General features: G+C 67.4%; 20 protein-coding genes and 1 tRNA gene. 13 read left to right on the top strand and 8 right to left on the bottom strand.

Features of this window, described 5'->3' with window-relative positions; all coding sequences use genetic code 11:
* Positions 1-6 precede the first annotated feature (6 nt).
* The 8 genes from ACFW6D_RS21005 to ACFW6D_RS20970 all read left to right on the top strand — a co-directional run bounded on the left by ACFW6D_RS21005 (position 7) and on the right by ACFW6D_RS20970 (position 12815).
* Entirely contained in the window at positions 7-1872 is a 1866-nt protein-coding gene (locus ACFW6D_RS21005; RefSeq protein WP_379330514.1) for a serine/threonine-protein kinase, read from the top strand.
* Positions 1869-3767: a hypothetical protein gene (locus ACFW6D_RS21000; RefSeq protein WP_379330512.1), complete on the top strand. Its 1899-nt coding sequence runs from the start codon at positions 1869-1871 to the stop codon at positions 3765-3767. Before ACFW6D_RS21005 ends, ACFW6D_RS21000 begins: the two co-directional genes overlap by 4 nt.
* Positions 3768-3830: 63 nt before the next feature.
* Positions 3831-4757 (top strand): DMT family transporter, encoded by a 927-nt coding sequence (locus ACFW6D_RS20995; RefSeq protein WP_379330510.1) that lies wholly within the window; start codon positions 3831-3833, stop codon positions 4755-4757.
* Between the two features lie 60 nt (positions 4758-4817).
* Entirely contained in the window at positions 4818-6707 is a 1890-nt protein-coding gene (locus ACFW6D_RS20990) for a protein kinase (protein ID WP_379330508.1), read from the top strand.
* Positions 6708-6808: 101 nt separating this feature from the next.
* Positions 6809-7975, top strand: a complete 1167-nt coding sequence (locus ACFW6D_RS20985; RefSeq protein WP_379330506.1) for a hypothetical protein — start codon at positions 6809-6811, stop codon at positions 7973-7975.
* Between the two features lie 5 nt (positions 7976-7980).
* Entirely contained in the window at positions 7981-9846 is a 1866-nt protein-coding gene (locus ACFW6D_RS20980; RefSeq protein ID WP_379330504.1) for a serine/threonine-protein kinase, read from the top strand.
* Positions 9843-11738: a serine/threonine protein kinase gene (locus ACFW6D_RS20975; RefSeq protein WP_379330502.1), complete on the top strand. Its 1896-nt coding sequence runs from the start codon at positions 9843-9845 to the stop codon at positions 11736-11738. Before ACFW6D_RS20980 ends, ACFW6D_RS20975 begins: the two co-directional genes overlap by 4 nt.
* Before the next feature lie 33 nt (positions 11739-11771).
* Positions 11772-12815 (top strand): Gfo/Idh/MocA family oxidoreductase, encoded by a 1044-nt coding sequence (locus ACFW6D_RS20970; protein ID WP_379330500.1) that lies wholly within the window; start codon positions 11772-11774, stop codon positions 12813-12815.
* Positions 12816-12871: 56 nt separating this feature from the next.
* Here the strand turns inward: ACFW6D_RS20970 and ACFW6D_RS20965 are convergent, their stop codons facing one another.
* Positions 12872-14407 carry a Rieske 2Fe-2S domain-containing protein gene (locus ACFW6D_RS20965; protein WP_379330498.1) on the bottom strand — a complete coding sequence of 512 codons (1536 nt, stop codon included), beginning with the start codon at positions 14405-14407 and terminating at the stop codon, positions 12872-12874.
* Between the two features lie 104 nt (positions 14408-14511).
* On the bottom strand, positions 14512-15405 hold the full coding sequence (locus ACFW6D_RS20960; protein WP_379330496.1) for a hypothetical protein: 894 nt from the start codon (positions 15403-15405) through the stop codon (positions 14512-14514).
* A gap of 205 nt (positions 15406-15610) precedes the next feature.
* Here ACFW6D_RS20960 and ACFW6D_RS20955 point away from each other — a divergent pair, with 205 nt between their 5' ends.
* The gene (locus tag ACFW6D_RS20955) at positions 15611-16372 is read left to right on the top strand and encodes a lysophospholipid acyltransferase family protein (protein WP_379330542.1); all 762 of its coding nucleotides are present in this window, start codon (positions 15611-15613) and stop codon (positions 16370-16372) included.
* A gap of 32 nt (positions 16373-16404) precedes the next feature.
* Positions 16405-16926, top strand: a complete 522-nt coding sequence (locus tag ACFW6D_RS20950; RefSeq protein WP_379330494.1) for an OsmC family protein — start codon at positions 16405-16407, stop codon at positions 16924-16926.
* Between the two features lie 41 nt (positions 16927-16967).
* Here the strand turns inward: ACFW6D_RS20950 and ACFW6D_RS20945 are convergent, their stop codons facing one another.
* Positions 16968-17759, bottom strand: a complete 792-nt coding sequence (locus ACFW6D_RS20945; RefSeq protein ID WP_379330492.1) for a helix-turn-helix domain-containing protein — start codon at positions 17757-17759, stop codon at positions 16968-16970.
* 85 nt (positions 17760-17844) lie between these two features.
* Between ACFW6D_RS20945 and ACFW6D_RS20940 the strand changes: the two genes are divergently transcribed.
* The gene (locus tag ACFW6D_RS20940; protein ID WP_379330490.1) at positions 17845-18711 is read left to right on the top strand and encodes an NAD(P)H-binding protein; all 867 of its coding nucleotides are present in this window, start codon (positions 17845-17847) and stop codon (positions 18709-18711) included.
* A gap of 70 nt (positions 18712-18781) precedes the next feature.
* On the opposite strand, the gene ACFW6D_RS20935 is transcribed toward ACFW6D_RS20940, so the two are convergent.
* Positions 18782-19204, bottom strand: coding sequence for a hypothetical protein (locus tag ACFW6D_RS20935; protein ID WP_379236433.1), 423 nt, complete (start codon positions 19202-19204; stop codon positions 18782-18784).
* Positions 19205-19419: 215 nt separating this feature from the next.
* On the opposite strand from ACFW6D_RS20935, the gene ACFW6D_RS20930 reads away from it, so the two are divergent.
* Together ACFW6D_RS20930 and ACFW6D_RS20925 are read left to right on the top strand one after the other, a co-directional pair.
* Positions 19420-19491 (top strand) — tRNA-Gly (locus ACFW6D_RS20930).
* Between the two features lie 208 nt (positions 19492-19699).
* Complete coding sequence (locus ACFW6D_RS20925; RefSeq protein ID WP_379330488.1) at positions 19700-20365, top strand: hypothetical protein; 666 nt, start codon at positions 19700-19702, stop codon at positions 20363-20365.
* Positions 20366-20419: 54 nt separating this feature from the next.
* Here ACFW6D_RS20925 and ACFW6D_RS20920 read toward each other — a convergent pair whose 3' ends face one another.
* The 4 genes from ACFW6D_RS20920 to ACFW6D_RS20905 form a co-directional block, all read right to left on the bottom strand.
* Positions 20420-22666 carry a heavy metal translocating P-type ATPase gene (locus tag ACFW6D_RS20920; RefSeq protein WP_379330486.1) on the bottom strand — a complete coding sequence of 749 codons (2247 nt, stop codon included), beginning with the start codon at positions 22664-22666 and terminating at the stop codon, positions 20420-20422.
* Positions 22667-23146: 480 nt separating this feature from the next.
* A complete protein-coding gene (locus ACFW6D_RS20915; protein WP_379330484.1) occupies positions 23147-24076 on the bottom strand; it encodes a hypothetical protein in 930 nt (309 codons plus the stop codon).
* 15 nt (positions 24077-24091) lie between these two features.
* Positions 24092-24295, bottom strand: a complete 204-nt coding sequence (locus ACFW6D_RS20910) for a heavy-metal-associated domain-containing protein (protein WP_379330482.1) — start codon at positions 24293-24295, stop codon at positions 24092-24094.
* Positions 24296-24349: 54 nt separating this feature from the next.
* The gene (locus tag ACFW6D_RS20905; protein ID WP_379330480.1) at positions 24350-25759 is read right to left on the bottom strand and encodes an MFS transporter; all 1410 of its coding nucleotides are present in this window, start codon (positions 25757-25759) and stop codon (positions 24350-24352) included.
* Positions 25760-25923: the final 164 nt, after the last annotated feature.

Here is a 25923-nt window from a genome sequence, read left to right as displayed (position 1 = left end):
TCGGCCATGCAACCTCGTGATCGGAAAGACCCCGAGTTACTCGGCCGGTATCGCATCCTCGCGGTGATCGGCAGTGGCGGGATGGGCCGGGTGTTCCTCGGCCAGGCGCCGGACGGCCGGCTCGTCGCGGTGAAGCAGGTCCATGCCGACCTGACCGACGACGCCGAGTTCCGGGCCAGGTTCGAAAGGGAAGTCCTCGCCAGTGGCAGGGTGACGGGCGCTTACACTGCGGGCGTCGTCGGTCACGATGTCAATACCGAAAACCCCTGGCTTGCTTCGGAATACATCCCTGGTCCGTCACTGCAGGAGGTGGTGAACGACTTCGGGCGACTCACCCCGAGCGGACTCAAACTGCTGGCCATCGGGCTGGCGATGGCGCTGCTCGAGATCCATCGCACCGGTTTGGTACACCGCGACCTCAAACCGAGCAATGTGCTGCTCACCAATGAGGGCCCACGACTCATCGACTTCGGTATCGCGCGTGCCCTCGATGACGACATCAGCTTGACCGCCACCGGCGCGGTGATCGGCTCACCGGCCTACATGTCCCCGGAGCAGGCCGAATGCCGCACGCTGACAACGGCATCCGATGTGTTCTCCGCAGGTGCGGTGCTCGCGATGGCCGCGACGGGGGTCAGTCCGTTCGCGGCGGGGTCGACACCGCAAACGCTGTACAACGTGCTCTACATCAATCCCGATACCAGCGCTGTGCCCCACCCGATTTGTGGCATTGTCGAGGCGTGCCTGGCCAAGGATCCGGCCGAGCGCCCGACCCCGAGTGAGTTGCTCGCACTCGCACAACAGCTCGAGGTCGAACCGGTGTGGCCGGTGCGAGTGCGTCGACGGGTCGCCGAGTACGAACGCGATGCGACCGCCATCGCGGCGGGCGATACCGTGCCCTCGCCTGAGCTCGCGCGCAAACCTCAGCGCGACAAGCGCGCGAGAGGGATCCGGACACTCGCGGCCGTCGCAATGGTCTCAGCAGCGATTCTGATCGGTTCGATGCTGGTCGGCATCGGGGTGCCGGGGAACGCGATCGCGATGACCGATCCGCCCCTCGTGCTCTCCGAGCGGGAGTCGATGCTGCTCGACGTGTGTGCGCTGTTGGGCCCCGAAGTGCTGGGTGATTTCGGGACGTACCGGTCAACTCCGAAAGGGGTATTCCAGACCACGTGCTCGGTGGAGATGACCGATTCCGCCGGGCAGAAGCTGAGTTTCGCGCTGTCGATCTCGCAGGGCTGGGCGTTCGACGACGCGTTGCCGATGGGGAGCACAATCGCGTGGCTGCCGGTCCAAGGGGACCGGAAAGAGGGCAGGACGTGTGATCGATTCGTCGAAACCCAGGCCGGTTTCCGAATGCCACTGAATATGGAGGCATCGGGCCTTGCCGACAGTTGCCCCCTGGCTGAGCGCGCGCTGGCGGCGGTTGTTCGCCGACTCTCGGTCAACCCGCCGCTACGGAAGGTCGCTGCCGGTTCTGTTCAGTTGGTGAACGCCTGCGCGATCATGGATCGCGCCATGAACCTCCAGATTGTCGGAGACCCCGCGAAGAAGAACCCCCAGGGCGGCAGTAGCTGTTGGGTCACCGGGGCCAACGGAGAATTCCACCTGAACTTCACCGACCAGACTCGAATCGACAACAAGAAGCCGAACAGCAGTTTCCAGAAGTTGACTTCGCTCGACGGCTGGGCGGGCACCATCGACGACCGGGGCGGCTGGTGTGAGTACACGCTCACGATTCGACCGACGCGTGACGAATCGGCCGAGCTGGTTCGCGCCACCTATATCCCCTACTACGACGAGGCGACCGATGGCTGTGACCGCCTGCGGACCCTGCTGACTCCCATCCTCGCGAAGTTGGCGAAACCATGACCCCGACCCGACCTTCGTCGACCGATCCGACCCAGGTGGGTCGCTACCGCATAGTCGGTCTGCTCGACCCGCAGCCGAACTTCCGCCTGCTGCTGGCCGCCGCGCCTGACAATTCGCTGCGTGTGGTCGAGCAGTCGCTGCCGCGCTTGCTCGAGCTACCCGATCTGCGGCTACGGCTACGGCACGGCGCAGTATCGGCCATGCGAGTCAGCGGTCCGGGCAACGCCACCGTGCTCGATGTCGACGCTGACGACGAATTGCCATGGCTGGCACGTACATTCGTGCCGTCTGTACGACTCGACCGTGCCGTCGCGGATTTCGGACCGCTTCCCGTCGAAGCTGTTCGCGCGCTGGCTTCGGCGCTGGCCCACGCACTGCAGGGGGTGCACGCGGCCGGGCTCGTTCATCAGCGGGTACGACCGGACACGGTGGCGTTGACCAGGGACGGCATCGAGCTGGCCGGCGTCGATGTCCTCGGGGGCACCTCGCTGGCGCCACCGGACTATTTGTCGCCGGAGCAGTCCGTGCACGGTGCGCTGATAACCGCGTCGGACGTCTTCTCGCTCGGTTCGGTGCTGGCCTGTGCCGCAGGCGGCGTAGCGCCGTTCGCTGCCCCGTCGGTCCCGTACACACTGTTCAACATCGCGCAACGGGACCCCGACCTGTCCGCGGTCCCTGAACCATTGCGCGAACTGATCGCCGCGTGCCTGCGTAAAGACCCGGCCGCGCGACCGTCGCCCGCCCAGATCATCGCCTACGTCGGTGCGCGGCAGCAGGTCTGGCCATCGGCCATCCTCGACGAGATCGACCGTACCGAACAGGCTGCGTCGGCGATGCTGGCCGCCGCGCCTGTCCCCGCTTACGTCGAACCCGTGCGCTCGGCCGCTGTCGGCTCCGCGTTCGCGGCGGCGACCAGGTTCGGACGCGATCGGTTTGCGAACCTGCGCGATCGGGTCGAGGGGACCTCGGTGCGGACTCGTCGGGTGTTCGCGGCGCCGATCGTCATGGTCCTCGTCGCATCGGGCGCGTTGTGGTTGTCGAGAACTGGCGACTCCGTCGCCGCCGAGGCACCGAAGGCGCTGTCAACGGCCGAGATTCGCCAACTCGATTCTTGTGCGTGGTTGAGGTCGGCGATGGGCGACAGCCCCGCATGGAGAGAGAACCCGACCCGGACCGAATCGTGGCGGTTCGAGCTCGAGAAGAGCTGGAATTGCTATGCCGACCAGCAAAAACAGGTCTACAACGACGGAATCCGGCTCAGCCTCGGGGTAGCCCTGAACGACATCCCGCCCAACCGCAAGGACATCGATGGCGTCACCGTGCTCGAAGGCGACGCCAAGAACTGTGAACGCGCGATCGCGAGTTCCGACCGGCGGACCACCACCGGAATCCTGCTGGAGTTCGACACCGCTCTCGTCGAGAAGCAAGGATGTGCCGTCGCCGATCACATCATCGCGCAGCTCGCTCGAACTCTGCGCACCGCGCCGCGCAGGCCCGATGCCGCGATCTCGCTGTCGTCAGTGGACCTGTGCGGGCTCTTGGATCGTCCCCGCGTTGTGGCAGCGGTCCCTCGATTGACTGCCGAGCCGACGAGCCCGGAGAACGCGCACGAGTGCCGTTGGTACGGCAGCGCGTTGGTGACCGTGGTGGCTATCCGTACGTCCTTCGAGCCGGTGGGCTCGGTCACCGTCGATGGCGTGACGCTGCTCAAGGGCAGCGAACCGCCTGGTCCGGTGTTGGGGTGCGCGCGGATCTATCGACATCGAAGTGTCGACGAGAAGCAGTATGAGGGAATGGAGTTGACCATCGCGGGACCGCATGTCGACAGCGCCTCGATCTGCGCGACGGTGGAGTCGCTGATGGTGCACGCGGTGCGGCAACTGCCCAAGCCCTGACGCACAATCCTGCCCACGGCTGGCATGCTCACATCTGGGTTTGTCGACCGTGGTGAGGAGCGGATGATCGGGCGTCGTGGTCTCGGGCTGGTGTTCGGGTTCTGTATCGGGGCTGGTGTCGCGGTGCAGGGGCGGATCAACGGGGCGTTGGGTGCGCGGTTGGCCGATGGGATCGCGGCGGCGACCATCAGTTTCGGTACGGGGTTGATCGCCTTGTTGCTCGCTTTCGCGGTCAGTCCCGCGTTGCGCGCGGGTGTCACCAGGGTGCGGAGTGCGGTGTCGGAGGGCAATCTGCCGCGATGGCAACTGCTCGGCGGCCTGTGCGGCGCGTTCTTCGTCGCCGCCCAGGGCCTCACGATCGCCGCGATCGGTGTCACCGCGTTCACCGTCGCGGTGGTTGCGGGCCAACTCGCCAGCAGCCTCATGGTCGACCGCCTCGGCCTCGCCCCGAACGGCCGAACCCCGATCACCCCATGGCGGATCGGCGCCGCCGCCCTCGGCATCACCGGGGTCGTCCTCTCGGCCGGTGGCAGTTCGGCCCCGACCACGGTGACTACCGGAGTCCCCGATGCCCTGCTCATCGTCCTGCCAGCCCTGGCGGGCATCGGCCTGGCCTGGCAACAAGCGGTCAACGGCCGGGTCGGCGCCACCGGCGGCCCCTTCACCGCCACCCTGATCAACTTCGCCGTCGGCCTGACCGCCCTGCTCCTCCTCGACCTCTACACCCTGTCGACCACCGGCCTCCCCACTGAATTCCCCACCGACCCTTGGCTCTACACCGGCGGCCTGATCGGGGTGGCCTTCATCGCCCTTGCCGCCGTCACGGTCGGCCTGATCGGGGTCCTTCTCCTCGGGTTGACCTCGGTAGCGGGCCAACTGGTCGCCGCTGTGGTTCTCGACGCCACCGACGGAAAACTCTCCCTGACATCGGTCATCAGCTGCGCGATAGTCCTGTGCGCCGTCGTAGTGGCCAGTCGAACCGCAGACTGAAATGCTAGGTTTCACCCGAAAACACACGTGCGGTGTGGCGGTCTGGTGAGTGGGGTGGGCGTGATCGAACCGCTGGCGGCGAACGAACCGGCTGTTGTCGGGCGTTTCCGCATTCTGGGAGTACTCGGTGCAGGCGGCATGGGGCGGGTGCTGCTCGGCGTCGGCCCCGACGGACGGTTCGTGGCGGTGAAGCAGATTCACGCGCATCTGGTCGGCGACCCCGAGTTCCGCTCCCGTTTCGAACGCGAGATCCGCGTATCAATGCGCGTGTCCGGCGCCTTCACCGCCGCGCTCATCGACTTCGAACTCACCGGTCCCACACCGTGGTTGGCCTCGGTGTTCATCCCCGGTGTCCCGCTCGACAGCGCGATCGGATCGCACGGTCCGCTGCCCGTCCCCGCCCTGCGCACCCTGGCCTCCGGACTGGCCTCGGCCCTGCACTCGATCCACGGCACCGGCCTGATCCATCGAGACCTCAAGCCCGCCAACGTGATTCTCGCAGCCGACGGACCCCGCGTCATCGATTTCGGTATCGCCTATTCCGCGGAGTCGGGTGGAATGCGCACCGAGACAGGCGCTGTCGTCGGCTCGCCCGCGTATATGTCGCCCGAACAGGCCAACGGCGAACAGCTCACCGCCGCCAGCGACATCTTCTCCTTCGGTGGCCTGCTGTTCATGGCCGCCACCGGCGCGAGCCCGTTCGCGGCCACCTCGGCCCCGCTGACGTTGTTCAATGTCGTACACACCGAACCCGCGCTCGACCGCGTGCCGCCGGAACTTCGCGGGCTGATCGCAGCGTGCCTGAGCAAGGATCCACGCCGCAGGCCGACGCCGAGCCAGATCCTCGACCACCTCGGGGTGCTGCCGGTGCAAGCCACACCGTGGCCTGCGGCGATCGGCACCGAGATCATGGCCCGCACCAGCAGCTTGGCTGCCTTTACCGCTGATCCCGGTGCCACTCAGATCATTTCGTCGGCCCAGCCGGTTTCCCAGGCGCCGACGCCACCGAAGCGTCGCCGAGCCCTGTGGATCGCCGCGGCCTCGGCCTGCGTCATAGCTCTGACGGCCGCCGTCGCGATCGTGCTGCTGCGTGCACCCGAAACCCCCACTGCGGCACCCGATGTCGAACCAGTGGCGTTTCCGGCCCTCGCACAGGTGCGTGGGACAGATACCTGCGCCTGGCTGCGTCAGGCACTCGGTGACAGCGTGCCCGCCGAGGTGACCGGCGGCACGGCCATGGACACGGCGGCATGGAACTGGCAGCCGACCTCCACCTGGGGGTGCAGCGGAGTCTCGGTCGTCGGCACCATGGCCGTCGAAATCGGTTCCGGCATGGATGGTTTCACCGCCACCGACCGAAAGATCGCTGGTCGTCCGCTGCTCGAGCGCGGTACGGGTTGTGCCGTCGGTCTGGACAACGGCGAGCAGGCGGCGCGCTGGGGCCTGACTGTCGAGTCGTCGGAGTCCGGCGATTGCGTTCTGTCGGAATATGTCCTGGAACGGCTCGCCTCCTCGATGGGTGCGTTGCCCCGTGACCCGGCTGACGGGCGAACACTGTCCGCGCTGGATCCGTGTGCACTGGTGGGACAACCGGATTCGCAGACTCTGACCGCGGCGGGACCGGCGAAGCTGCTCGGTGCCCACGGGTGCGAATGGAACGGTGACGGGCATCTGCGCGTCACGCTGTCGCAGCCGAGGCGGATCGACTTCGGCTTCTCGCACAAACCGGTCGACCTGGGTGACGGCGTCACCGTTCTGACCGAGTCCTCGTTCGACTTCAGCGGCTCACGCAACGCGTGCACTCGCATGTACCTGTTCCGATCGATCGGTGACAGCTTCGTCGAGATCGTCACAGTGGAAGTCACCGACCCGTACCGGCAATCCGAACAGATATGTCCGACAGCCGAAGCCGCGCTGAAGCCCATCGTCGGCCGTCTCCCCGCACCGTGATCGAGGCGTCGTGGGTGCGCCGGGCAGGCGGGGGAGTGCTAGCTTGGCAGTGAGTTCGGGAGGAGCGGGCGCGGTTTCAACCGATGTCCGGAGGGGTAGGAATGTTGTTCAGATCAGGCCGTTTCGCGGCGCTGCTCGCTGTCGTGTGCCTGGTCGGCACGGCGTGCGGTGACGAAACCGGCGTCGACGTCGGCGACTATTCCACCCAGCCCGTGCAGGGCGATTACGACGACGCACCCAGCCTGGGCCGGGGCATTCTCGTCGAGTCACTGCGCCTCGGCGAGCGGATCGTCTCGGCCGAGCGTATCGATCCCGAGCTCACCGAGGGTCGTGGCGGCGGTGTGCAGGTCAACCATCTGGGCCTCGACGACGACATGCTCTCCGGCGTCCAGCGTGCGGCGCTGAACGAGTTCGATCTGTTCGCCGGGTTCGGTGCCATCGCGGGAAACGATCAGCTCAACAACGACAGCGCCTACAAGTCGCTGAACATCACGGTGCTCGCCTTCGCCGACGAGCCAACCGCACTGCGGGCCGCTCAGGCGATGGCCGCCGCCGACTTCGGTGCCAATGAGGGCAACGTACCGCTGCCGCTGCCCGCTTTCCCTGCCGCACTGAGCCATTGGCGTCCGGGCACCCCGACCATCGGCAGCTGGCTGGTCTGGAAGAACCACGTCATCCGGCTGTTCGCCAAGATCATCGAGCCCAACGATGCCGCGCTGGTCGAGCTGGCGCAGCGGACCTACACCGCACAGCTGGCCGAATTCGAGGGCTACACACCGACTCCCGTCGCGGAGCTGGCGAACCTGAAGCTCGATCCGAACCGGCTGCTGCCGCGCATCGTGTCGACCGGGGATCAACAGCCCGACAGCATGGGGTTCGCGGTCTACCCGCCACGGTCCTTCGCGGCGATGGTCGGCAAGCCGGGTCCGCGCTACGCGAAGTTCCGGGCACTCGGTGTGAGCGCGATCGCGGTGTCGCACAACAAGTTCCTGTACAAGCTCGACAGCGCCGACAACACCGCCGCCTTGCTCGACTACCTGCGCGATACCGTGCGCGGTGACCGCTACGTCGCGATGGCGGGTGTTCCCGGGGTCCCCGCCGTGCGGTGTTATCAAGCATTGCGCCCGGATACCACCTCACTGCTGGCTGTCCGCTTCGAATGCGAGGTGCCCTACGGCGATGCGGTCGCTGTCGTGCGCAGCAATCAGGAGATCGAGGTCAGGCGACTGGCCGCAGCGCAATACCAGGTGATGGGGGGTTCGCTGTGACCAGCATGGAGCCATTGACCGCCGAGGATCCCGACCGGCTCGGCCGGTACCAGATGCTCGCGGTGATCGGCCGCGGTGGGATGGGTCAGGTGTTGCTCGGCCGCGCGCCCGACGGGCGTCTGATCGCGGTCAAGCAGATCCACCGCAACCTCACCGGCAGCCCGGAGTTCCGCGCGAGATTCCACCGCGAAGTCGTTGCCTCCCAGCAGGTCACCGGTGCTTACACCGCGGGCGTGGTCGACGCGGACGCTGATGCCGAGAGTCCTTGGCTGGCCTCGGAATACATCGCGGGACCGTCGCTGCAGGAAGCGGTCACCCGATACGGCGCCTTCACGCCGGGCGCGTTGAAGCTGCTGCTCACCGGTTTGGCGATGGCACTGCTGGAGATCCACCGCACCGGCCTGGTGCATCGCGACCTCAAACCGAGCAATGTGCTGCTCACCAACGACGGTCCCCGCGTGATCGATTTCGGCATCGCCCGCGCGATGGAAGACGATGTGGCCCTCACCGCCACCGGCGCGGTGATCGGTTCGCCCGCGTACATGTCGCCGGAGCAGGCCGAATGCCGCCCGCTCACCGCGGCCAGCGATGTGTTCTCCCTCGGCGTCATTCTGGCGATGGCGGCGACCGGCGCGAGCCCGTTCCAGGGCACGTCCACCCCCCAGATCCTCTACAACGTCCTCTACACGACTCCGGACACGAGGGCGGTCCCCGAACCGTTCCGCGCTGTCGTCGATGCCTGTCTGGCGAAGGATCCGGCGCAGCGCCCCACGCCCGATCAGCTGCTGGAGGCGGCGGGCCGGATGGCGGTCGAACCGGTGTGGCCGTCGCGGGTGCGCAGACGGATCGCCGAGTACACCGAGGAGTCGATCTCCTGGGCCGACGGCACCGCGCGCACCGTGCCGGTCGCCGCCGCCGAGTCCACCTCGCGGCGGTTCGCGCCTGCGCGCATCGCGATGGTGGCCGGGGTGGTGGCGGCCCTCGTGCTGACGGCGGCGTTCGCGTGGGGGACCGGGGTGCCCGGTGAAGCGATTCCGATGGCCGACCCGCCGCTGGCCTTGACCGCAGCGGAGTCGAGGCTGCTCGATCCGTGCGCGTTGCTCGCTCCGGACGTCATCGGCGAGGTGGGCAAGCATTCGGGAGTCGTCAAGACCAGCACTTTCGGTTGCGCCACCACACTGGCCGAGTCCAGTGGTCGCTCGGTGGATGTCGACCTCGACTTCTACGTCGGTGCGGACGACAAGCCTGCCCTCGGTACGGCGATCGGCTGGATGCCCGTGCTCGGCAGCCACAAGGAGGCCAGGTTGTGCGGGCGGAGCGTGGTCACCCAGAGCGGCACGCCACTGTCGATCTCGGTGAACACCTCGACGGACAAGGGTGACACCTGCCCGGTCGCCGAACGGGTGCTGGCTGCTGTGGTCCGCAGACTGTCGGTGAATCCACCGCTGAAAGACCTGCCGGCCGACTCGGCATTCCGCATCGACCCCTGTGGAATCCTCGATCGCAAGGTGAATCTGGAAGCGCTGGGCGATCCCGCGAAGTCCGAAACCGTGAACGCGCACCTCTGCACGGTGTCCGGTGGCGACTGGTTCATGAACTTCGGCTTCTCCGAGAAGACGAGGCCGGACCAGATCGGCGGGAAGACGAAGGAGACCAGGGAGATCGGGGGGCGCACCGTCTACGTCGACGACATCGTCGACGGCGTGGAGTGGCGCTGCTACCTCGACGTCATGGTGCGCCCGTCGAGCACGACGAAGGCCGAGGTGCTCTCGATCGACGTGCACTCCTGGGGCCTGGTCAAACGTGAAGGTGCGTGTGCGCGCGCGACCCTGGTCCTCGAGTCCGTCCTAGCGAAGCTGCCGCCATCATGATCTTCGAACCGCTGCCATCACATGGCCCGCACCAGATCGGTCGCTACCGGCTGCTGGCCCAGATGCCCTCCGCCAACCCGACTTTCGATGCGTACCTCGGTGCGGGCTCGGATGACGAGCTGTACCTGCTGCGGCGGACGCCCACCGGCGCTCCCGTCGACCCGAGGTTCCGTATCCGTCTGCGGCACAGTGCGGTCGCCGCCGCACGGGTGGTACATCCCGCGTTGTCGAAGGTCTTCGATTTCGACACCGACGACGAATCGCCTTGGCTGGCAAGCACCTTCGAGCCCGGCATCCGTCTCGACCACGCGGTCGCCGCACACGGTCCGCTGCCGGTTCCCGCCGTCCGGCAGCTGACCGCGCTGCTCACCCGAGCCCTGGCCGCCGTTCATGGCGCCGGATGGATCCACCGTGCGGTGCGACCGGACGCGGTCTGGCTCACTCGCGACGGCCTGCGGCTCACCGATCTCGGCCTCACCCCGTCCACCGACGAATCGGCCGTCACCGCGTCGGAGCGGATCGCGGGCCCGCCCGATTACCTCGCGCCCGAACAAACTCTCGGCACCGACCCGACCGCCGCCGCCGATGTTTTCGCACTCGGGTCGGTCATCGCGTTCGCCGCGTCGGGTCGCACCCTGTTCGCCGCACCGTCGGTGCCGTACACGCTGTTCAATATCGCGCAGCGTGATCCCGTGCTCGACCCGGTGCCCGCGGAGCTGCGCGAGCTGATCTGGGGTTGTGTCCGGAAGGAACCTGCGGACCGGCCGACACCGGGGCAGATCCTGCAGTACCTCGGCGCGGTCGGCGAGCCGAGCTGGCCCGCGCCGGTGCTCGCCTCGATCGAGGACAGTCGACGCCGGGCTGCCGAACTTCTCGCCGCCGCGCCCGCGGGCGAGCCGCTGCCGCGCGGTCAGCGCTTGGCCAAGCTCGCCCTCGGTACCGCGTCCGGTTTACGTCGTCGCTGGGGCGGGCTGAGCGCGCAGCGCCGCCGTTGGGTGGGCGTGGCCGCTGTGGTCGGCGTCGTCGTCGCGGTGAGTGGTGCTGCGGTGCTGGCCACCACCGATTCCACGCCGCCGCCGCGCACCGGACTCAGCGTCGCCGAACTGCGCACCATCGACGCCTGTGCCTGGTTCGAGCAGATCGTCGACGGCCCGGTCCCGGTGCTGCCGAACGCGATTCCCGAGGCCGAGTGGAAGTTCAGCCCGCTGGCGGGCTGGAGCTGTGCTGCCAGCGCGAACAAGTCGTACTGGATGTACCTGAAACTCGGTGACCAGATCGCCGCACCGGGCACGACCTACTACTCGGATACCGAGGTCGCGGGCATCCCGATCCTGCGTGGCAGCCAGTCCAGTTGCGATCGCTTCATCGCCAGCCCCGGCGACCCCGCCAACGGCATCACCATTTCGATCACCGAGCCGTCGACGGACAAGATCGATGGGGCCGCCAAGAAATGCAGCCCGGCAGGCGACGAGCTGATCGGCAAGCTCGCGCGGACCCTGGGGTCGGCGCCCCGGTTGCAGGGCGACCAGGCGAAGTCGGTGGCCGCCCTGGAGCCCTGCGCGCTGGTCGATCGCGCCCAGGTCGACAAGGTGATCGGGCCCTTGCCGCCCGAGCCGACGGTGGACGACGCGCACACCTGCAAACTGGACGGACGTGTCCCGTTCACCGTCGAGATGCAGCGCCTGGCCGACACCGCCAAGGCGAAGCGGGAAACGGTCGACGGGGTGGAAATGGTGATCACCGGCCGCTGCTCGCGCGGCTACCTGTACCCCGGCGCCGACCGCGAGATGATCGAAGTGACAGTCGAGGTCACCAAAGACGGTCCGGCGGACTTCTGCGGGCTGGCGGGCGACGCACTTCGGCAGATCGTCGATCGGTTGCCAGTACGCTGACCGAACGCATCGGATGAACGCGGGAGGTCAGTGATGGACGAACTCGGAGTTGCGGTAATCGGATACGGGCTGGCCGGGTCGGTGTTCCACGCGCCGCTCATCGCCGCCGAGCCGCGAATGCGGGTAGCTGCGGTGGTGACCTCGTCCGAGGAGCGGGCGGCGCAGGCGCGGGCCGAGCACCCCGGGGTGCGGGTGTGGGGGTCGGCGCAGGAGATGTTCGTCGAGGACGAGGATGTCGATCTCGCGGTGATCGCCACGCCCAATCGCTCGCATGCGCCGCTCGCGTTGCAGGCGTTGGCGGCTGGGCTGCCGGTGGTGGTGGACAAGCCGTTCGCGGTGACGGCAGCCGAGGCCGAGGAGGTGGTCGAGGCCGCAGAGCGAGCCGAGCTGCCGCTGAGTGTTTTCCAGAATCGCCGCTGGGACAACGACTTTCTCACCGTGCGGGACTTGATGGAACGTGGGGAGCTCGGTGAGGTGCGGCGGTTCGAGTCCAGGTTCGAACGATGGCGGCCGGTGCCAAAGGGTGGCTGGCGTGAAGTCGGTGATGCCGAGGACGGCGCGGGGATTCTGTTCGATCTCGGCAGTCACCTCATCGACCAGGCGCTGACCCTGTTCGGCCCGGTCACCGAGGTCTACGCCGAACTCGACCGCCGCCGCCCGGAGGTCAAAGCCGACGACGATGCCTTCATCGCCCTCACCCATGCCAACGGCACCCGGTCCCAGCTGTGGATGAGTGCTGTTGCGCCGCAACTGGGTCCGCGCATGCGCGTCCTCGGCGCCACCAACGGCTACACCGTCTCCGGCCTCGACCCCCAGGAAGACGAACTGCGCGCAGGACGTCGCCCGGATGACGGAAAACCCTGGGGCACAGTCACATCCGACAAGTGGGGCACCTTCGGCGCAGGCGACGACCTACGCACCATCCCCACCCTCCCAGGCGACTATCCAGCCTTTTACGCGGGAATGGCGGCCGCCCTCCTCGACGGCGCCCCGGTCCCCGTCGACCCTCTCGACGCCGTGGAAACCCTGCGCATCCTGGAATATGCCCGCCACGTGGCAGAGCCTGCCGAAGCCTGAACCAAACGTACCGACGGAAAACGGGCGGAGCGAATAACGCCCCGCCCGTTCAGGTCTCAGAGCTTGCGTGAACGCAGCTCGTGCCCCTTGGATGTCTTGCAGCGCCCCGATTCCAGATCCCACTGCCACCCGTGCAGGTTGCAGGTGAGGTTATTGCCTTCCACCACACCGAATTTGGAGAGATCGGCCTTGAGGTGGGGGCAGCGGCGCTGGACTTCCCAGCCGTCGAGTTCGGTGACGGCGGAGTCGTCGTGGGCCTCGGAGAACCAGCCGTCGGCGTAGGCGATGCGCTCGTCGGTGAGGCACTTGAAGAAGGTGTAGAGGAATTCGTTGTAGCCGCCGATGCGCCACGCCTGGAAGCGGGTGGACAGGAAGATGGTGTTCACCCAGTCCGGCTCGTTGTCGCGCAGCACGGTGCGCACGAGTTCGGGGGCGATGCGGAAGCCGTAGCGGTAGCGGCCTTCGCCTTCGAGGGGCTCGCGCACGGTGCGGTGCGGGAAGTCGAGGACGATGGTCTCCTCGCCGATCACCAGGCCTACGGGGTAGCCGATGCCGTCGCTGATCAGCGCGCTCTGCTTCATGATCGGTTCGAACAGCTCACGCAGCGGCTCGAGCAGCGAACCCTCGCCGGTCTCCCACGACGCCTTCTCCGCGGCGAGCACCGGCGCGAAACGCTGCGCCATCTCTTCGATATAGGCGGCCTTGTCGCCGTAGATGTCAGCGGGGTCGAAGGGATGCGCGAGGTCGAGTTCCTTGCCGCGCACATCGGCGACCGAGCCGGGGATCATCAGGATCCCGCCAGGGTTGCCGTGAATGCTCATCTGATCGAGGAACACCATCTGATCAGGGAAGATGTTGCCTTCGTCGCCGCGATCGTCGTTGAGGTAGCGCAGGTCCTCGTCGAGGAACACCGGCGGACCGGCCGACGGCACCACCCAGGTCGCGCCGACCTGCTCGATGTAGGAGCGCGCACGGTCCATGCCGCGCTGACGCTTCTGCTTGCCGAAGTTGGCCTTGGTGCGCGCCGGGATGTCGTACACCGCCGGGTACCAGATGGCTCCCGAGTACTGCAGCAGGTGGATGTCGATCTCACCGAACGCGTCGTGGATCACGTCCATGTCGACCGGCCGCGCGTCGTTCATGTTGAAACAGGTGGTCTCACCGTCGGAGATGAGGATGCCCGAATCGCCGATCGGACCGTCGGCGGGCGCGCGCAACGCCACGATCATGAAGTCGAACGAACCCTTCGGCCCGGTGATCGTGTGCTTGACGGAGTCCTCGGACTCGAAGAACTTGGTGAAGCCCAGCGCCTCGAGCTCACGGCGCAGGTCGAGCACCGGGTAGTCGGGCAGCAGGATGGTCGCGTCCTTGTTGACGTACTTCGCCAGGTGGGCGGCGTCGAAGTGATCGCGGTGCAGGTGCGAGACGTAGAGGTAGTCGACATCGCCGAGGGTCTCCCAGTCGAGTTGGGAGTTGTCCGGGAACGGGAACCACGACGCGAAGTACGCGGGGTTCACCCACGGATCGCACAGGATCGTGCCGGCCTCGGTTCGGATGTGGAAGCCGGCATGTCCGACGCTGGTGATCTGCACGAGCTGTTTCCTCCTACCAGGATCTGATTCGCCGGATCAGCGGCGAGTAACCGCCTCAGTGCCCCCTGATCTGCTTGCGGCGTATCAGCCAACCAGGGTAACGGCTAAATCGTTACGTCACCGATGCAATAGCCCTCAGCTGTCGTTATAACCGTGAAAGTGCGCGTCCGCGTGCCGCCGGGTGCGACGGTCACGGGCACGGAAACTGCCAGGTAGTCGCCACGAACCTGCTCGGATCGTAACTCTTCGTCGGCGAAGGAGGTGACATTGCCTACTTTGCCCGAGTCGCCTGTCAAGGGGGGCGCTACCGGGTTGCCGGTGCCCTGCGGATCCCAACTGGCGGGAGAGGCCTTGCAGGTCAGCGGATGGTCTGCTTCGATGTCGGCCGGATCGAGGGGTTTGCCGGTGGCGCGGGCCAGGTAGCGGCGCACGGTGTGGCGGGCGTCGGCGTCGTCGTAAGCGGGCTCGACACCTGCGGCGAACACCCGTCCGCAGGCGTAGCCCGAGGCGATGGATTTGCGGTCGACGGTGACGGTGGTGGTGCTGTTTCGCCAGGTCACGGCGTCGACGGTCGCGGTGCCGGGGCCGGTCAGCGCGGCGAGAACCGTCTGCGGGTCGGCGTACATCGCGGCGACGGTGTTCGGCGGGATGGTCCAGCATTTCGACTCGAGTTCTTCGAGCGTGCTGGTCTTCAGGTCGGCTGCCCAGCGGCGTACGGCGGTCACCGCGTCGGCATTGCCCGCAACGGCGCCGACCTGCGGTGCATCGGCCGGTAACGAGGGGGTTGCCCGGGTCGGCGCTGGTTCGCCCGGTGCGACGGCCTGGGTGGCCGTGGTGGCGGGTGCGGCCGTCGTGGTGGCGGTGGTGATCTCGACCGGATCGCCGGGGATGCCGGATACCGAATCGCACCCGGTGACCAGGGCCGCGGTGACGGTCAATCCGGCGACCAGCGCAGACGCGCGGCGCGGGCGGATCAGGGCGAGCTGAGCGCGTTCCACTACGACGTTCCTCAATTCCTAGGTCGTGGCACCCGGCGGGGTGAATCCGCGGGTGGAGACTGTCGGGGCGAGCGGACTCGCCGGATGTAGACCGGTGTGCGCGAAGCGGATTGGCTACGCGCGCGAACGCCGCGATTCTACGGTGACCTTGCCCGCCGATGGCACCCCAGCCGAGCGGGGGATCTACGACTACGCTTGCGTAATTGTGGAACCCCTCTACTTCTCGATCATCGGCGTGGCCCGAACCCTGTTCTTCCTCGAAGGTCTGAAGTTCACCGTCAAGGGAGCGGAGAACATCCCCGCTACCGGCGGCGCGGTGCTGGCGGTCAACCACACCGGCTACATGGACTTCACCTACGCGGGTCTGCCGGTGCGCACCCCGCGGCGCTACATCAGGTTCATGGCCAAGCAGGAGGTGTTCGACAACAACATCTCCGGCCCGATCATGCGCACCCTCAAGCACATTCCCGTCGACCGCACCGCGGGCGCCGACTCCTACGAATCGGCGGTGCAATACCTGCGCGACGGTGAACTCGTCGGCGTGTACCCCGAGGCCACGATCAGCCGCAGCTTCGAGATCAAGGAATTCAAGTCCGGCGCCGCCCGGATGGCCATCGAAGCCGACGTGCCGATCATCCCGATCACCATCTGGGGCGCCCAGCGCGTGTGGACCAAGGGCTTCCCCAAGCGCCTCGGCCGCACCAACACCCCCATCTCGATCGCCGTCGGCGCCCCCATCCAGCCTTACGAACCCGCCGCCGACCTCACCGCGCAACTCCGCTCCACCATGCAGGAAATGCTCGCCGACCTGCAAAAAGACTACGACCACGAGCCCGGCGCTTACTGGGTCCCCAAGCGCCTCGGCGGCAGTGCGCCTTCCCTCGAAGAGGCCACCGCTCTCGACGAGGCCGAAGCGGCCGAACGCTTCGCCCGCAAGGCCGAGAAAAAGCAGGAGAACGAGGGCTGACGTTTCGCCCTGCTGCGGCATACGCTCGATAGATGACCACCGCGGCGGAGTTGAAGGCCCTGCAAGCTCCGGTGAAACAGCGCTACCGGGACGACCCGGCCGCCGCGGTTACCGCATTGCGCGCCGCGGGCTCGTTCACCGACCCCGGCTTCACCTGCACGGTGCGCACTTTCGCGGGCCCGGTCCGCGCGGGTCTGCACCGCGCCACCGGCGGCGACGGCACCGACGCGTGCTCGGGTGACATGCTGCTCGAGGCGGTGGCGGCCTGCGCCGGGGTGACCTGTCGCAGCGTCGCGACCGCGATGGGCCTGCCGATCACCGGGGCCGACGTCGAGGCGGCAGGTTCCTTCGACGCCACCGGCACCCTCGGCATCGATCGGACCGTGGAGGTCGGGGTTTCGCCGATCGCCGTGACGATCACCGTCACCACCTCGGATGCCGTCGACGACACCGCGCTGGCCAAGCTCGGCGAACTCACCGAGCGGTATTGCGTGGTCGGTCAGAGTCTGCGGCATCCGCCGACGATCCGGGTGGTGAGCGTACCGGCGTCGTGATCGCCGCTGTGCCCCAAGCGGTCTCGCGTGGATGCCCCGCCTCAGCGGGGGAGCCGACAGCGGGTCGGTGCCGGGAGATTGCCGCGGAGGTAGGCGGCGGGCGGCACGCCCATGAGGGTGCGAAAATCCGCGGTGAGGTGGGACTGGTCGTAGTAGCCGGTGGTTGCCGCGAGGTGTGACCACGGGGTGTTGCCGGCGTAGGCGAGGACGCGGCGCAGGCGGTCGATGCGGGCGAAGTGCTTGGGGGAGAGGCCGGTTCCGGCGGTGAAGAGGTTGCGGAGCTGTCGTTCGCTGACGGCGAGGCGGGCGCTGAGTTCGGGCAGGGCGGGGGCGTGGTCGGCGGTCAGCGCGGAAATCGCTTCGCGCAGCACGATCCGGTGGGCGCGCTCGGTGTCGGATTCGGAAAGGTGCTGAGGTAGTTCGGCTTCGAGGTGCTCGATCGCCTCGTCAGCCGGGCGCCCGGTCAACTTCGGGGCGAAAGTGCCCAGCGGGCCGGGCAATTCGTCCAGGCGTACAACGCGATCGGTGAGCTCGCCCGCGGTGACGCCCAGGAGTTGCCGTGTCACACCGGGTTCCAATCGCAACCGCACACACCCGGCAGGCTCCTCGGGTTGCGAATAGGACGCCTTCGTCTGCGCACCGACAACGAACGCGCTACTGCGGCCGGACTTTTCGGTGCGCACGACGACCGTGGTCGTCGCGACGGGCAGGTGCGCGAACGGTTGAGCGAGATCGTCGAACATCGGCGTGCTGGTGAGTTCGGTGAGCCAGGGGCGCAACGATTCCGGGGTCGTCACAAGGGTCTCGATCTGCGCCGAGGTCAGGTACCGCACGCTCCCAACGATAGACGCAGCGGTCCGGATCGTCCGTGCCGATTTTTCCTATATTCGCAGGTAGCCCGGCGGCCATGCTGATCACATGATCCTGATCACCGGTGCGACAGGCACCATCGGAAGCGGCATCGTCGCACAGCTCGTAGCCGAAGGCGTCGCGGTCCGCGCGGCGACCCGTGACCCGAAGAACGCCGCGTTCCCGGCCGGGGTGGAGGTGGTCCGGGTGGACTATCGCGACCCGGCCACCTTCGGACCCGCGATGGCGGGAATCGAGGCCGCGTTCCTCGTCGGCGTTCCCGGCCCGGACGACACCGGCACCGACGCCGCGCTGGTCGCCGCCGCCCAGGAAGCGGGGGTGCGACGCGTGGTGAAGCTGTCGGCCGTCGGTACCGGCGACCCGCGGCTGGGCGTACCGGGCTCCTGGCATGTGCCGGGCGAGCAGGCCGTGCGTGACTCGGGTCTGGAGTGGACTATCTTGCGCCCCAACACTTTCGCCTCGAATACGTTCAGCTGGATCGAACCGCTGAGCAGCGGCCACCCCGTCCCGAACCTCACCGGCGACGGCAGGCAGGCCGTGGTCGACCCGCGCGATGTCTCTGCGGTCGCGGTGGCGGCGCTGCGCTCGAACGAGCACCACGGCCGCATCTACACCCTGACCGGCCCCGACCTGCAAACCGGCCGCGACCAAGCCGCCGTCCTCGCGAAGATCCTCGACCGCCCGATCGCCGTCACCGATATCCCCGAGGCCGACGCACGCACCTTCATGGTGTCCGCCGGGCTGCCTCCCGCTTTCGTCGAAGGCGCGCTGACCGGCCAGGCCTTCATCCGCGCCGGTCACAACGAGCAGCGCACCGACGACATCGCCACAGTTCTCGGCCGCCCGCCGCGTGGTTACGCCGAGTGGGCGGCCGACCATCGGGCGGCCTTCGATGCGGTCGGCGTCGCGGGTTAGCGACACGTTCTGCGCGGACTTGGGTCCGTACGACGCGGGCCCGGAACGGATTGTTCCGGGCCCAGCGCGTTCAGTTCATCGTCAGCAGCCACGAGCCATTGCAGCCCTGCCGCTTGTTCATGTTGCGGTCGTAGACCCAGTCGAACCTGATCGGCGGGTTCGTCCGCACGTTCCAATTCCCGGACGGCGAGGTCACCAGCTTGCCCTTGTGCGTCAGCACGCCGATCTGGTTGTGCCTGAACTGCCATTTCCCACCGCTGGCCGGGTAGTTCAATCGCAGTGTCACCCGCCCGCCCGTGTGGTTCTGCACCACCAGACACGACCCCGGCTCGGTGCGGCTGACCGCGTACTCCCCGAAGCTCTCGTCCTCCACGTTCTCGCCGTTGTCGGTGACCTCCACCTGATCGGTGAAGTCGGCCTGCGCGGGCCCGGCCCCCAGCACGGTGACCGCCGTCACCGCGACGCCTGCCGCGATCATCCCCAAAGTCTTCAAGCTGTTTCTCCCATGATTCCCGCGGTCGCAGCCGCCCTGCGAAAAACTTTGCCCGGCACCCGTTTCCACAACCTTGTGACCTGCTTAACGATGTCCGGCACGGCGGGGTCTCACCGCCGATTCCGGTCGCGAGTGAGCCCGGATTTCGTAGTTCGGCGGTTACGCGCTAGAGTTCCTACTCGCACCACGAAGTTCTCCGGAGCCTCGAGATGCACGCGGATGTGGCGCAGTGGTAGCGCATCACCTTGCCAAGGTGAGGGTCGCGAGTTCGAATCTCGTCATCCGCTCAATGAAAAGCCCGGCCATCGTGCCGGGCTTTTTCTCGTTCGTCGGCATCGACTCCGCCGGATCACGATGACAACCGTTGCACGACAACAGATTCCGATTAGTGCGCGCAGGTAACGGTTCTATAGCGTTCTGTGAGCTAAGTAAACGACTTCGCATCCGCCACCGATTTCCCCTTGATGGGTCGGGAGTACAGAAAGCGGAGCAATCGTGAAATCAGTAGTCGTGGCAGCCGCGTTCGTGGCGCTGACCGGGGTGCTCACCGCCTGCACCGGGGGCGATCAGGGGTCGGGCCCGGTGACCGTTGTCCAGCCGTCCGGCGCGCCGAGTCAGTCCTCGGGTGCACCGAGCACGGGCCTGCCGTCCGCGCCGGATGCCGGTTCGCCGGGTGGTGGTTCGCCGGCAGGCGAGGCGCCGGGCACCCAGGCTCCGACGGCCGCGCCGGGCACCGGTTCGGCGCCGACCGATGGCCGCTTCACACCCGTCGATGCGAGCAAGTATCGGATCGACGGCAGCTACCACTTCCAGTCGCCCACCGGCAACATCAAGTGCGGCGTCCTAGCCATGGCGCCGCTAGGTGTCGGCTGTCAGCTGATCAAGGCCAATATCATCACGCCGAAACTGCCGAACTGCACCGATGCGCCCGACCGCAAGGTCGCCACGCACCTCTATGAGGGCAAGTCGGAGTTCTGGTGCACCAGCCAGGGCATCTTCATCGGCTTCCCGACGGACGGCGTCTCCGGCGGCAAGGTGTTGAACTACGGCGAATCCCTGACTGTCAACGGCTACACCTGCACCTCGTCCACGCAGGGTGTCCGCTGTGTGGAGGGCAGGCACGGCTTCGCCATCTCGGCCGACGACCAGCACATCTTCTGAGCGCGAAAAGGGCGGGGCGGCAGATCTTCTGCCTCCCCGCCCTTCGCGTGTGAGCTACTGCGCCGTCGACTTGAACCGGCGCAGCCGCAGGCTGTTGCTCACCACGAAGACCGAGCTGAACGCCATGGCAGCGCCGGCCAGCATCGGGTTGAGCAGGCCCGCCATGGCCAGCGGGATCGCCGCCACGTTGTAGGCGAAGGCCCAGAACAGGTTGCCCTTGATCGTGGCCAGGGTGCGGCGCGACAGGCGGATCGCGTCGGCGGCGGCGCGCAGGTCGCCACGGACGAGGGTGAGGTCGCTGGCCTCGATGGCGACGTCGGTGCCGGTGCCCATCGACAGGCCGAGGTCGGCCTGGGCCAGGGCGGCCGCGTCGTTGACACCGTCACCGACCATGGCGACGACCTTGCCCTCGGCCTGCAGCCGCTTCACCGTGTCGACCTTGTCCTGCGGCAACACCTCGGCGATGACCTCGTCGATGCCGACTTCGTCGCCGATGGTGCGGGCCGCGCGGGCATTGTCACCGGTGAGCAGGATCGGGGTGAGACCCAGCTCGCGGAACTGCGAGATCGCCTGCGCCGAAGTCGGTTTCACCGCGTCGGCGACCACGAGCACGCCGCGCGCCCTACCATCCCAGCCGATCGCGACCGCAGTCTTGCCTGCCGATTCCGCTTCCGTCAGAACAGTTTCCAGGTTCTCGTCGAGGGGCTGTGACCAGTCGGCCAGCAGCCGCGCCCGGCCCACGATCACCGCGTGCCCGTCGACCACACCCTGCACGCCGAGACCTTCGACATTGGCGAAGCCCTCCACGGGCAGTAGCGTGCCGAACTCGTCGCGTGCACCCTTGGCAATGGCCTGGGCGATGGGATGCTCCGACGAATCCTCCAGCGCTCCAGCGAGTTCCAGAACCTGATCGCGCTGTTCACCCTCGGCGGGGATCACCTCGAGCAGGGTCATCTTGCCGGTGGTGACGGTGCCGGTCTTGTCCAGGACGATGGTGTCGACCTTGCGAGTCGATTCCAGCACCTCGGGGCCCTTGATCAGGATGCCGAGCTGCGCGCCGCGTCCGGTGCCGACCATCAGCGCGGTCGGGGTGGCCAGGCCGAGGGCGCACGGGCAGGCGATGATCAGCACCGCTACGCCCGCAGTGAAGGCCGCGGCGATGGAACCGCCTGTGCCGAGCCAGAATCCGAGCGTGGCGACGGCCAGTGCGATAACGATCGGGACGAAGATGCCGGAGATCTTGTCGGCTAGTCGCTGCGCTTGCGCCTTGCCGGTCTGCGCGTCTTCGACGAGTTGCGCCATCTGGGCGAGCTGGGTATCGGCGCCGATCCTGGTGGCGCGCACCACGAGTCGACCGCCGACGTTCACGGTGGCGCCGGTGACGGCGTCGTCGACACAGACCTCCACCGGCACCGACTCACCGGTCAGCATGGACGCGTCGACCGCCGACGTGCCCTCGGTGATCACACCGTCGGTGGCGATCTTCTCGCCCGGTCGCACGATGAACTCGTCACCGACGGCCAACTGCTCCACCGGAATTCGCGTCTCGACGCCGTCGCGCAGCACCGCGACATCCTTCGCGCCGAGCTCGAGCAACGCCCGCAGCGCCGCGCCCGCCCGCCGCTTCGACCGCGCCTCGAAATACCGTCCGGCCAGGATGAACGTGGTCACGCCCGCCGCGGCTTCGAGGTAGATGCTGCCGGTGCCGTCCATCCGCGCGATGGTGAATTCGAACGGGTGCTTCATGCCGGGCGTGCCCGCCGTGCCCCAGAACAGCGCGTACAGCGACCAGCCGAACGCGGCCAGGGTGCCCATCGACACCAGCGTGTCCATGGTGGCGGTGCCGTGCTTCAGGTTGGTCCACGCGGCCTTGTGGAAGGGCAGCGCGCCCCAGATCACGACCGGCGCGGCCAGGGTGAGCGAGAGCCACTGCCAGTTGGTGAACTGGAGTGCGGGGATCATCGCCATTGCGATCACCGGGACTGTGAGCAGGGTCGACACGATCAGCCGGGTGCGCAGCGAGGCCGTCGGGTCAGGCTCGGCGGGGGTCTCCTCGGGCTTCTTCGGGGCGGGCAGTGCTGCGGTGTAACCGGCCTGCTCGACGGTGGCGATCAGCTCGTCGGGGGAGACGTCGCCGGTGAAGTCGACGCGCGCCTTCTCGGTGGCGTAGTTGACGGTGGCGGTGACTCCGTCGAGCTTGTTGAGCTTCTTCTCGATCCGGTTCGCGCAGGAAGCGCAGGTCATGCCACCGATCACCAGTTCTACCTGGCCGGTGCCCGGTGGGTGCGTCACGGTGGTCATGGGTGCTCCTTCGTTGCTGGTGTCGATTCTTGCTGAGGGGTTGCGTGGTGGGTAGGGACGGCTGGGGGTTTACCGGGGCTGGGTGGTTTTGGCTGGCGGTTTACCGGGTCGGGGTGGGTGTACCTTTTGCTGTGTTTTTGGAGCGCTGGCGCGCTCGAGCGGGCCCCGGAGGGCCCCGATCTTCCCTCCCTGCGGGTACTCCTTCGTCGCACCCTCCGGTCAGTCCAGATCGGGGCGGGCCCCTTTGGTAGAGACTGCCTGGTGGATACCTGACCCAGAGATGTGATCAGTTGGTCGCTACGCTCCGGTGCTGACCCGACCCAGGGTGTGGACATCGGTGGTCGCTACGCATCCACCCGACCCAGGACCGTAGGCATCGGTGGTCGCTACGCATCCACCCGACCCAGGACGTGGGCATCGGTGGTCGCTACGCATCCATCCGACCCAGGGTGTGTCGGCATCGGGGGTGGCGTGGCGGGGTCAGTGGCCGTGGTCGGGGGTGCCGTGGTCGGCGGGCGCGGTGGTCGGGGCCGGGTTGCTCGCACCGGTCGCGTTCGGCGTGGCGACCTTCACGGTGAACTCCGCCGTGCGGACCACGTTCTGGTGCTGGAAGTCGAGGAACAGGCGGTAGTCGCCTGCGCTCGGTGCGTTCACCACGAAGTCGATGCCGGGGCCTGCGGGGGTGACTCCGGGGGTGCCTTCGGGGTGAACGTGCAGGTAGGCGAGGTCGGTGGCGCGGAGGGCGACCAGGTGACCGTAGGCGCCGAGGTAGGGCTGTAGGTCGGTGACGGGGGTGCCGTTGCGGCTTACCGAGAGCGTCACCTTCGACGCGGTACCCGGTGTGACCGTGCCGTTCAGCGCGACGGTGTACTCGCCGACCTGAGCGGTGGCGGCCGGGGCGGGTAGCGCCTGGACGTCGTAGTTGCCTGCCACGCGCAGATCGGCGCCGAGCGTCAGGTTCGACCCGCCTTCGGGAGTGAAGTCCGCGTAGACCCGGTAGTCGCCTGCCCGGCTGAGGTTCAGCGGAACGGTCCAGGTCCCGGTCGGATCGAGGACGGGGTGGACGTGCTGGAAGCCCACCATGTCACGCCGGACGACGATCAGGTGCAGGTCCTTGTCGTGGCTGTTCACGTACTTCGTGACCGGTGCGCCGTTCGCGTCGAGGATGCGAAAACTCGTCGGTGACTGCGGTGCGGTGGTGGTGTTGGGCTTGTCCAAGGCGAGGGTGTAGCCCTGGTCGGTGGCCAGCAGACCGCCGGGGAGTTCGGGGGCCGCCGCCGCGGTCGAGTGCTCGTCGTGCCCGGCCGGTTCGGAAGGTTCCGGACCGACCAGGGCGCCGACGGTGAGAGCGATCCCGAAGACCGCCGCGAGGCCGAGGGTGAATCCGGCGAACTTGCCTGTTGCGTTCATCGGGATGCTCCGTTTTCAGTCTGCGAGGTGGAAGCCGGCCGCGGTGACGGCGTCGGCGAGGGCGGTGCGTTCGGGTTCGGCGCCTTCGATGGTCACCTTCTCGTCGGCCAGGTCGACATCGACGCCGGTGACACCGGGCAGGGCGCCGACCTTGTCGCGGACCTTGTTGACGCAGCAGCCGCAGGTCATGCCGGTGACGTTGACGGTGGTGGTGCTCATGGAACTCTCCTCGGTTCGCTCTTGGTCATTACCATACCCCCCTAGGGTACGTTGTCAAACGTTCGCGTCGGCCGTGGCCGGGGTGCGCATGACCGCTGCGGTGATGCCCGCGCCTGCCAGTGCCAGCACGCCCGCGCCGAGGAACGCCGCGGAGTAACCGTCGGTCAGTGCCGAGGCATCACCGAGCTCGCCCGCGCCGAACGCGGCAGCCACCGCCGTCATAGCGGCCAGTCCGAGCGCCGATCCCACCTGATAACTGACGTTGACGATGCCCGAGGCGAGCCCGCCTTCCTCGGGGCGCGCCGCCGAGATCGCGGTGCCGAGCGAGGGGATGAAGGCCAGCGACATACCCCCCGCGGCTATCAGCGAGGCAGGCAGCACGTCGACCCAGAAATTGCCGGTCGGTCGCACCAGCGACATCACTGCGAGTCCGAGACCGAGCACGATCAGCCCGGTGACGATCATCGACTTCGCACCGAACCGCTGCATCGCCTTCGGGGCAAGCACCACCATGCCGAGCATGATCAGCGTGGTCATCGGCAGCAGCGCCGCACCCGAGGGGAACGCGCTGTAGCCGAGCACCTGCTGCAGGTACAGGTTGAGGAAGAACCACATCGGCACCCACGCGGCGGCCAGCGCGAACTGGGCGAAGTTGGCGGCGGCCAGATTCGGCGCGCGGAAGATGCTCAACCGCATCAACGGCTCACCGCGCCGGGACTGGATGGCGACGAAGCCGCCGAGCAATGCGGCGGCCAGCGCCAGCACACCCCAGGTCTCACCCGATGTCCAACCGACCTCCGGCGCCTGCACGATCGCATACACCGCGGCCGCCAAACCGGCTGTCACAGTGACAGATCCAGCGATATCGATGGACCCCTTGCGCGCCGGAGCGGCGGGCATCAACAGCGGCACCGCGATCAGCGCGAGCACGGCAATCGGAATGTTGATGTAGAAAACCCAAGGCCAACTGATGTATTCGGTGATCACCCCACCGAGAAACACGCCCGCGGTCCCACCGGCAGGCGCAGCCGCACCATAGACGGCGAGCGCCTTGGTGAGTTCCTGGGGCGAGCCACCGAACAACATCATCAGCAACGTGAGCGCCGAGGGCGCGATCAACGCCGCACCACCACCTTGAATCGCCCGCCCGGCCAATTCGACCCCGACACTGCCTGCGGCACCGGCGATTACGGATCCGACCCCGAGTACCACCCAGCCCGCAGCGAACACTCGCCGAGCCCCGAGCAGGTCGGAGAGCCTGCCCCCGAGCAACAGCAGACCACCGAAGGCAACCACATAGGCGTTGAACACCCACGTCAGATTCCCCGGACTGAATCCGAGTTCGTCCTGCATCTTCGGCAGCGCGATCCCGATGATCGAGGTGTCCATGATGACCATGAACTGCGCGGCGGCGATCACCGCCAGCGCCCACCACTTCCGGGTGGATTGCGATTGCGTAGTCACGACTTCGTCCTTTCGACCGAGTGCTTCTCGTGCTCGGTACCATACCCCCCTAGGGTATAAATCTGTCAAGCGTGGACGAGTCTTGCGGATACGCGAACGCCCGGCCCGCATGAAGTGCGGGCCGGGCGTCGACCGGGCCGGAACTCAGGTCCGGCAGTTCGTTG

It is taken from the genome of Nocardia sp. NPDC058705, assembly GCF_042749305.1.
Taxonomy (GTDB): Bacteria; Actinomycetota; Actinomycetes; order Mycobacteriales; family Mycobacteriaceae; genus Nocardia.
Note: the sequence above shows the minus strand (reverse complement) of the source record. Positions and strands in the feature narration are given on the sequence as shown.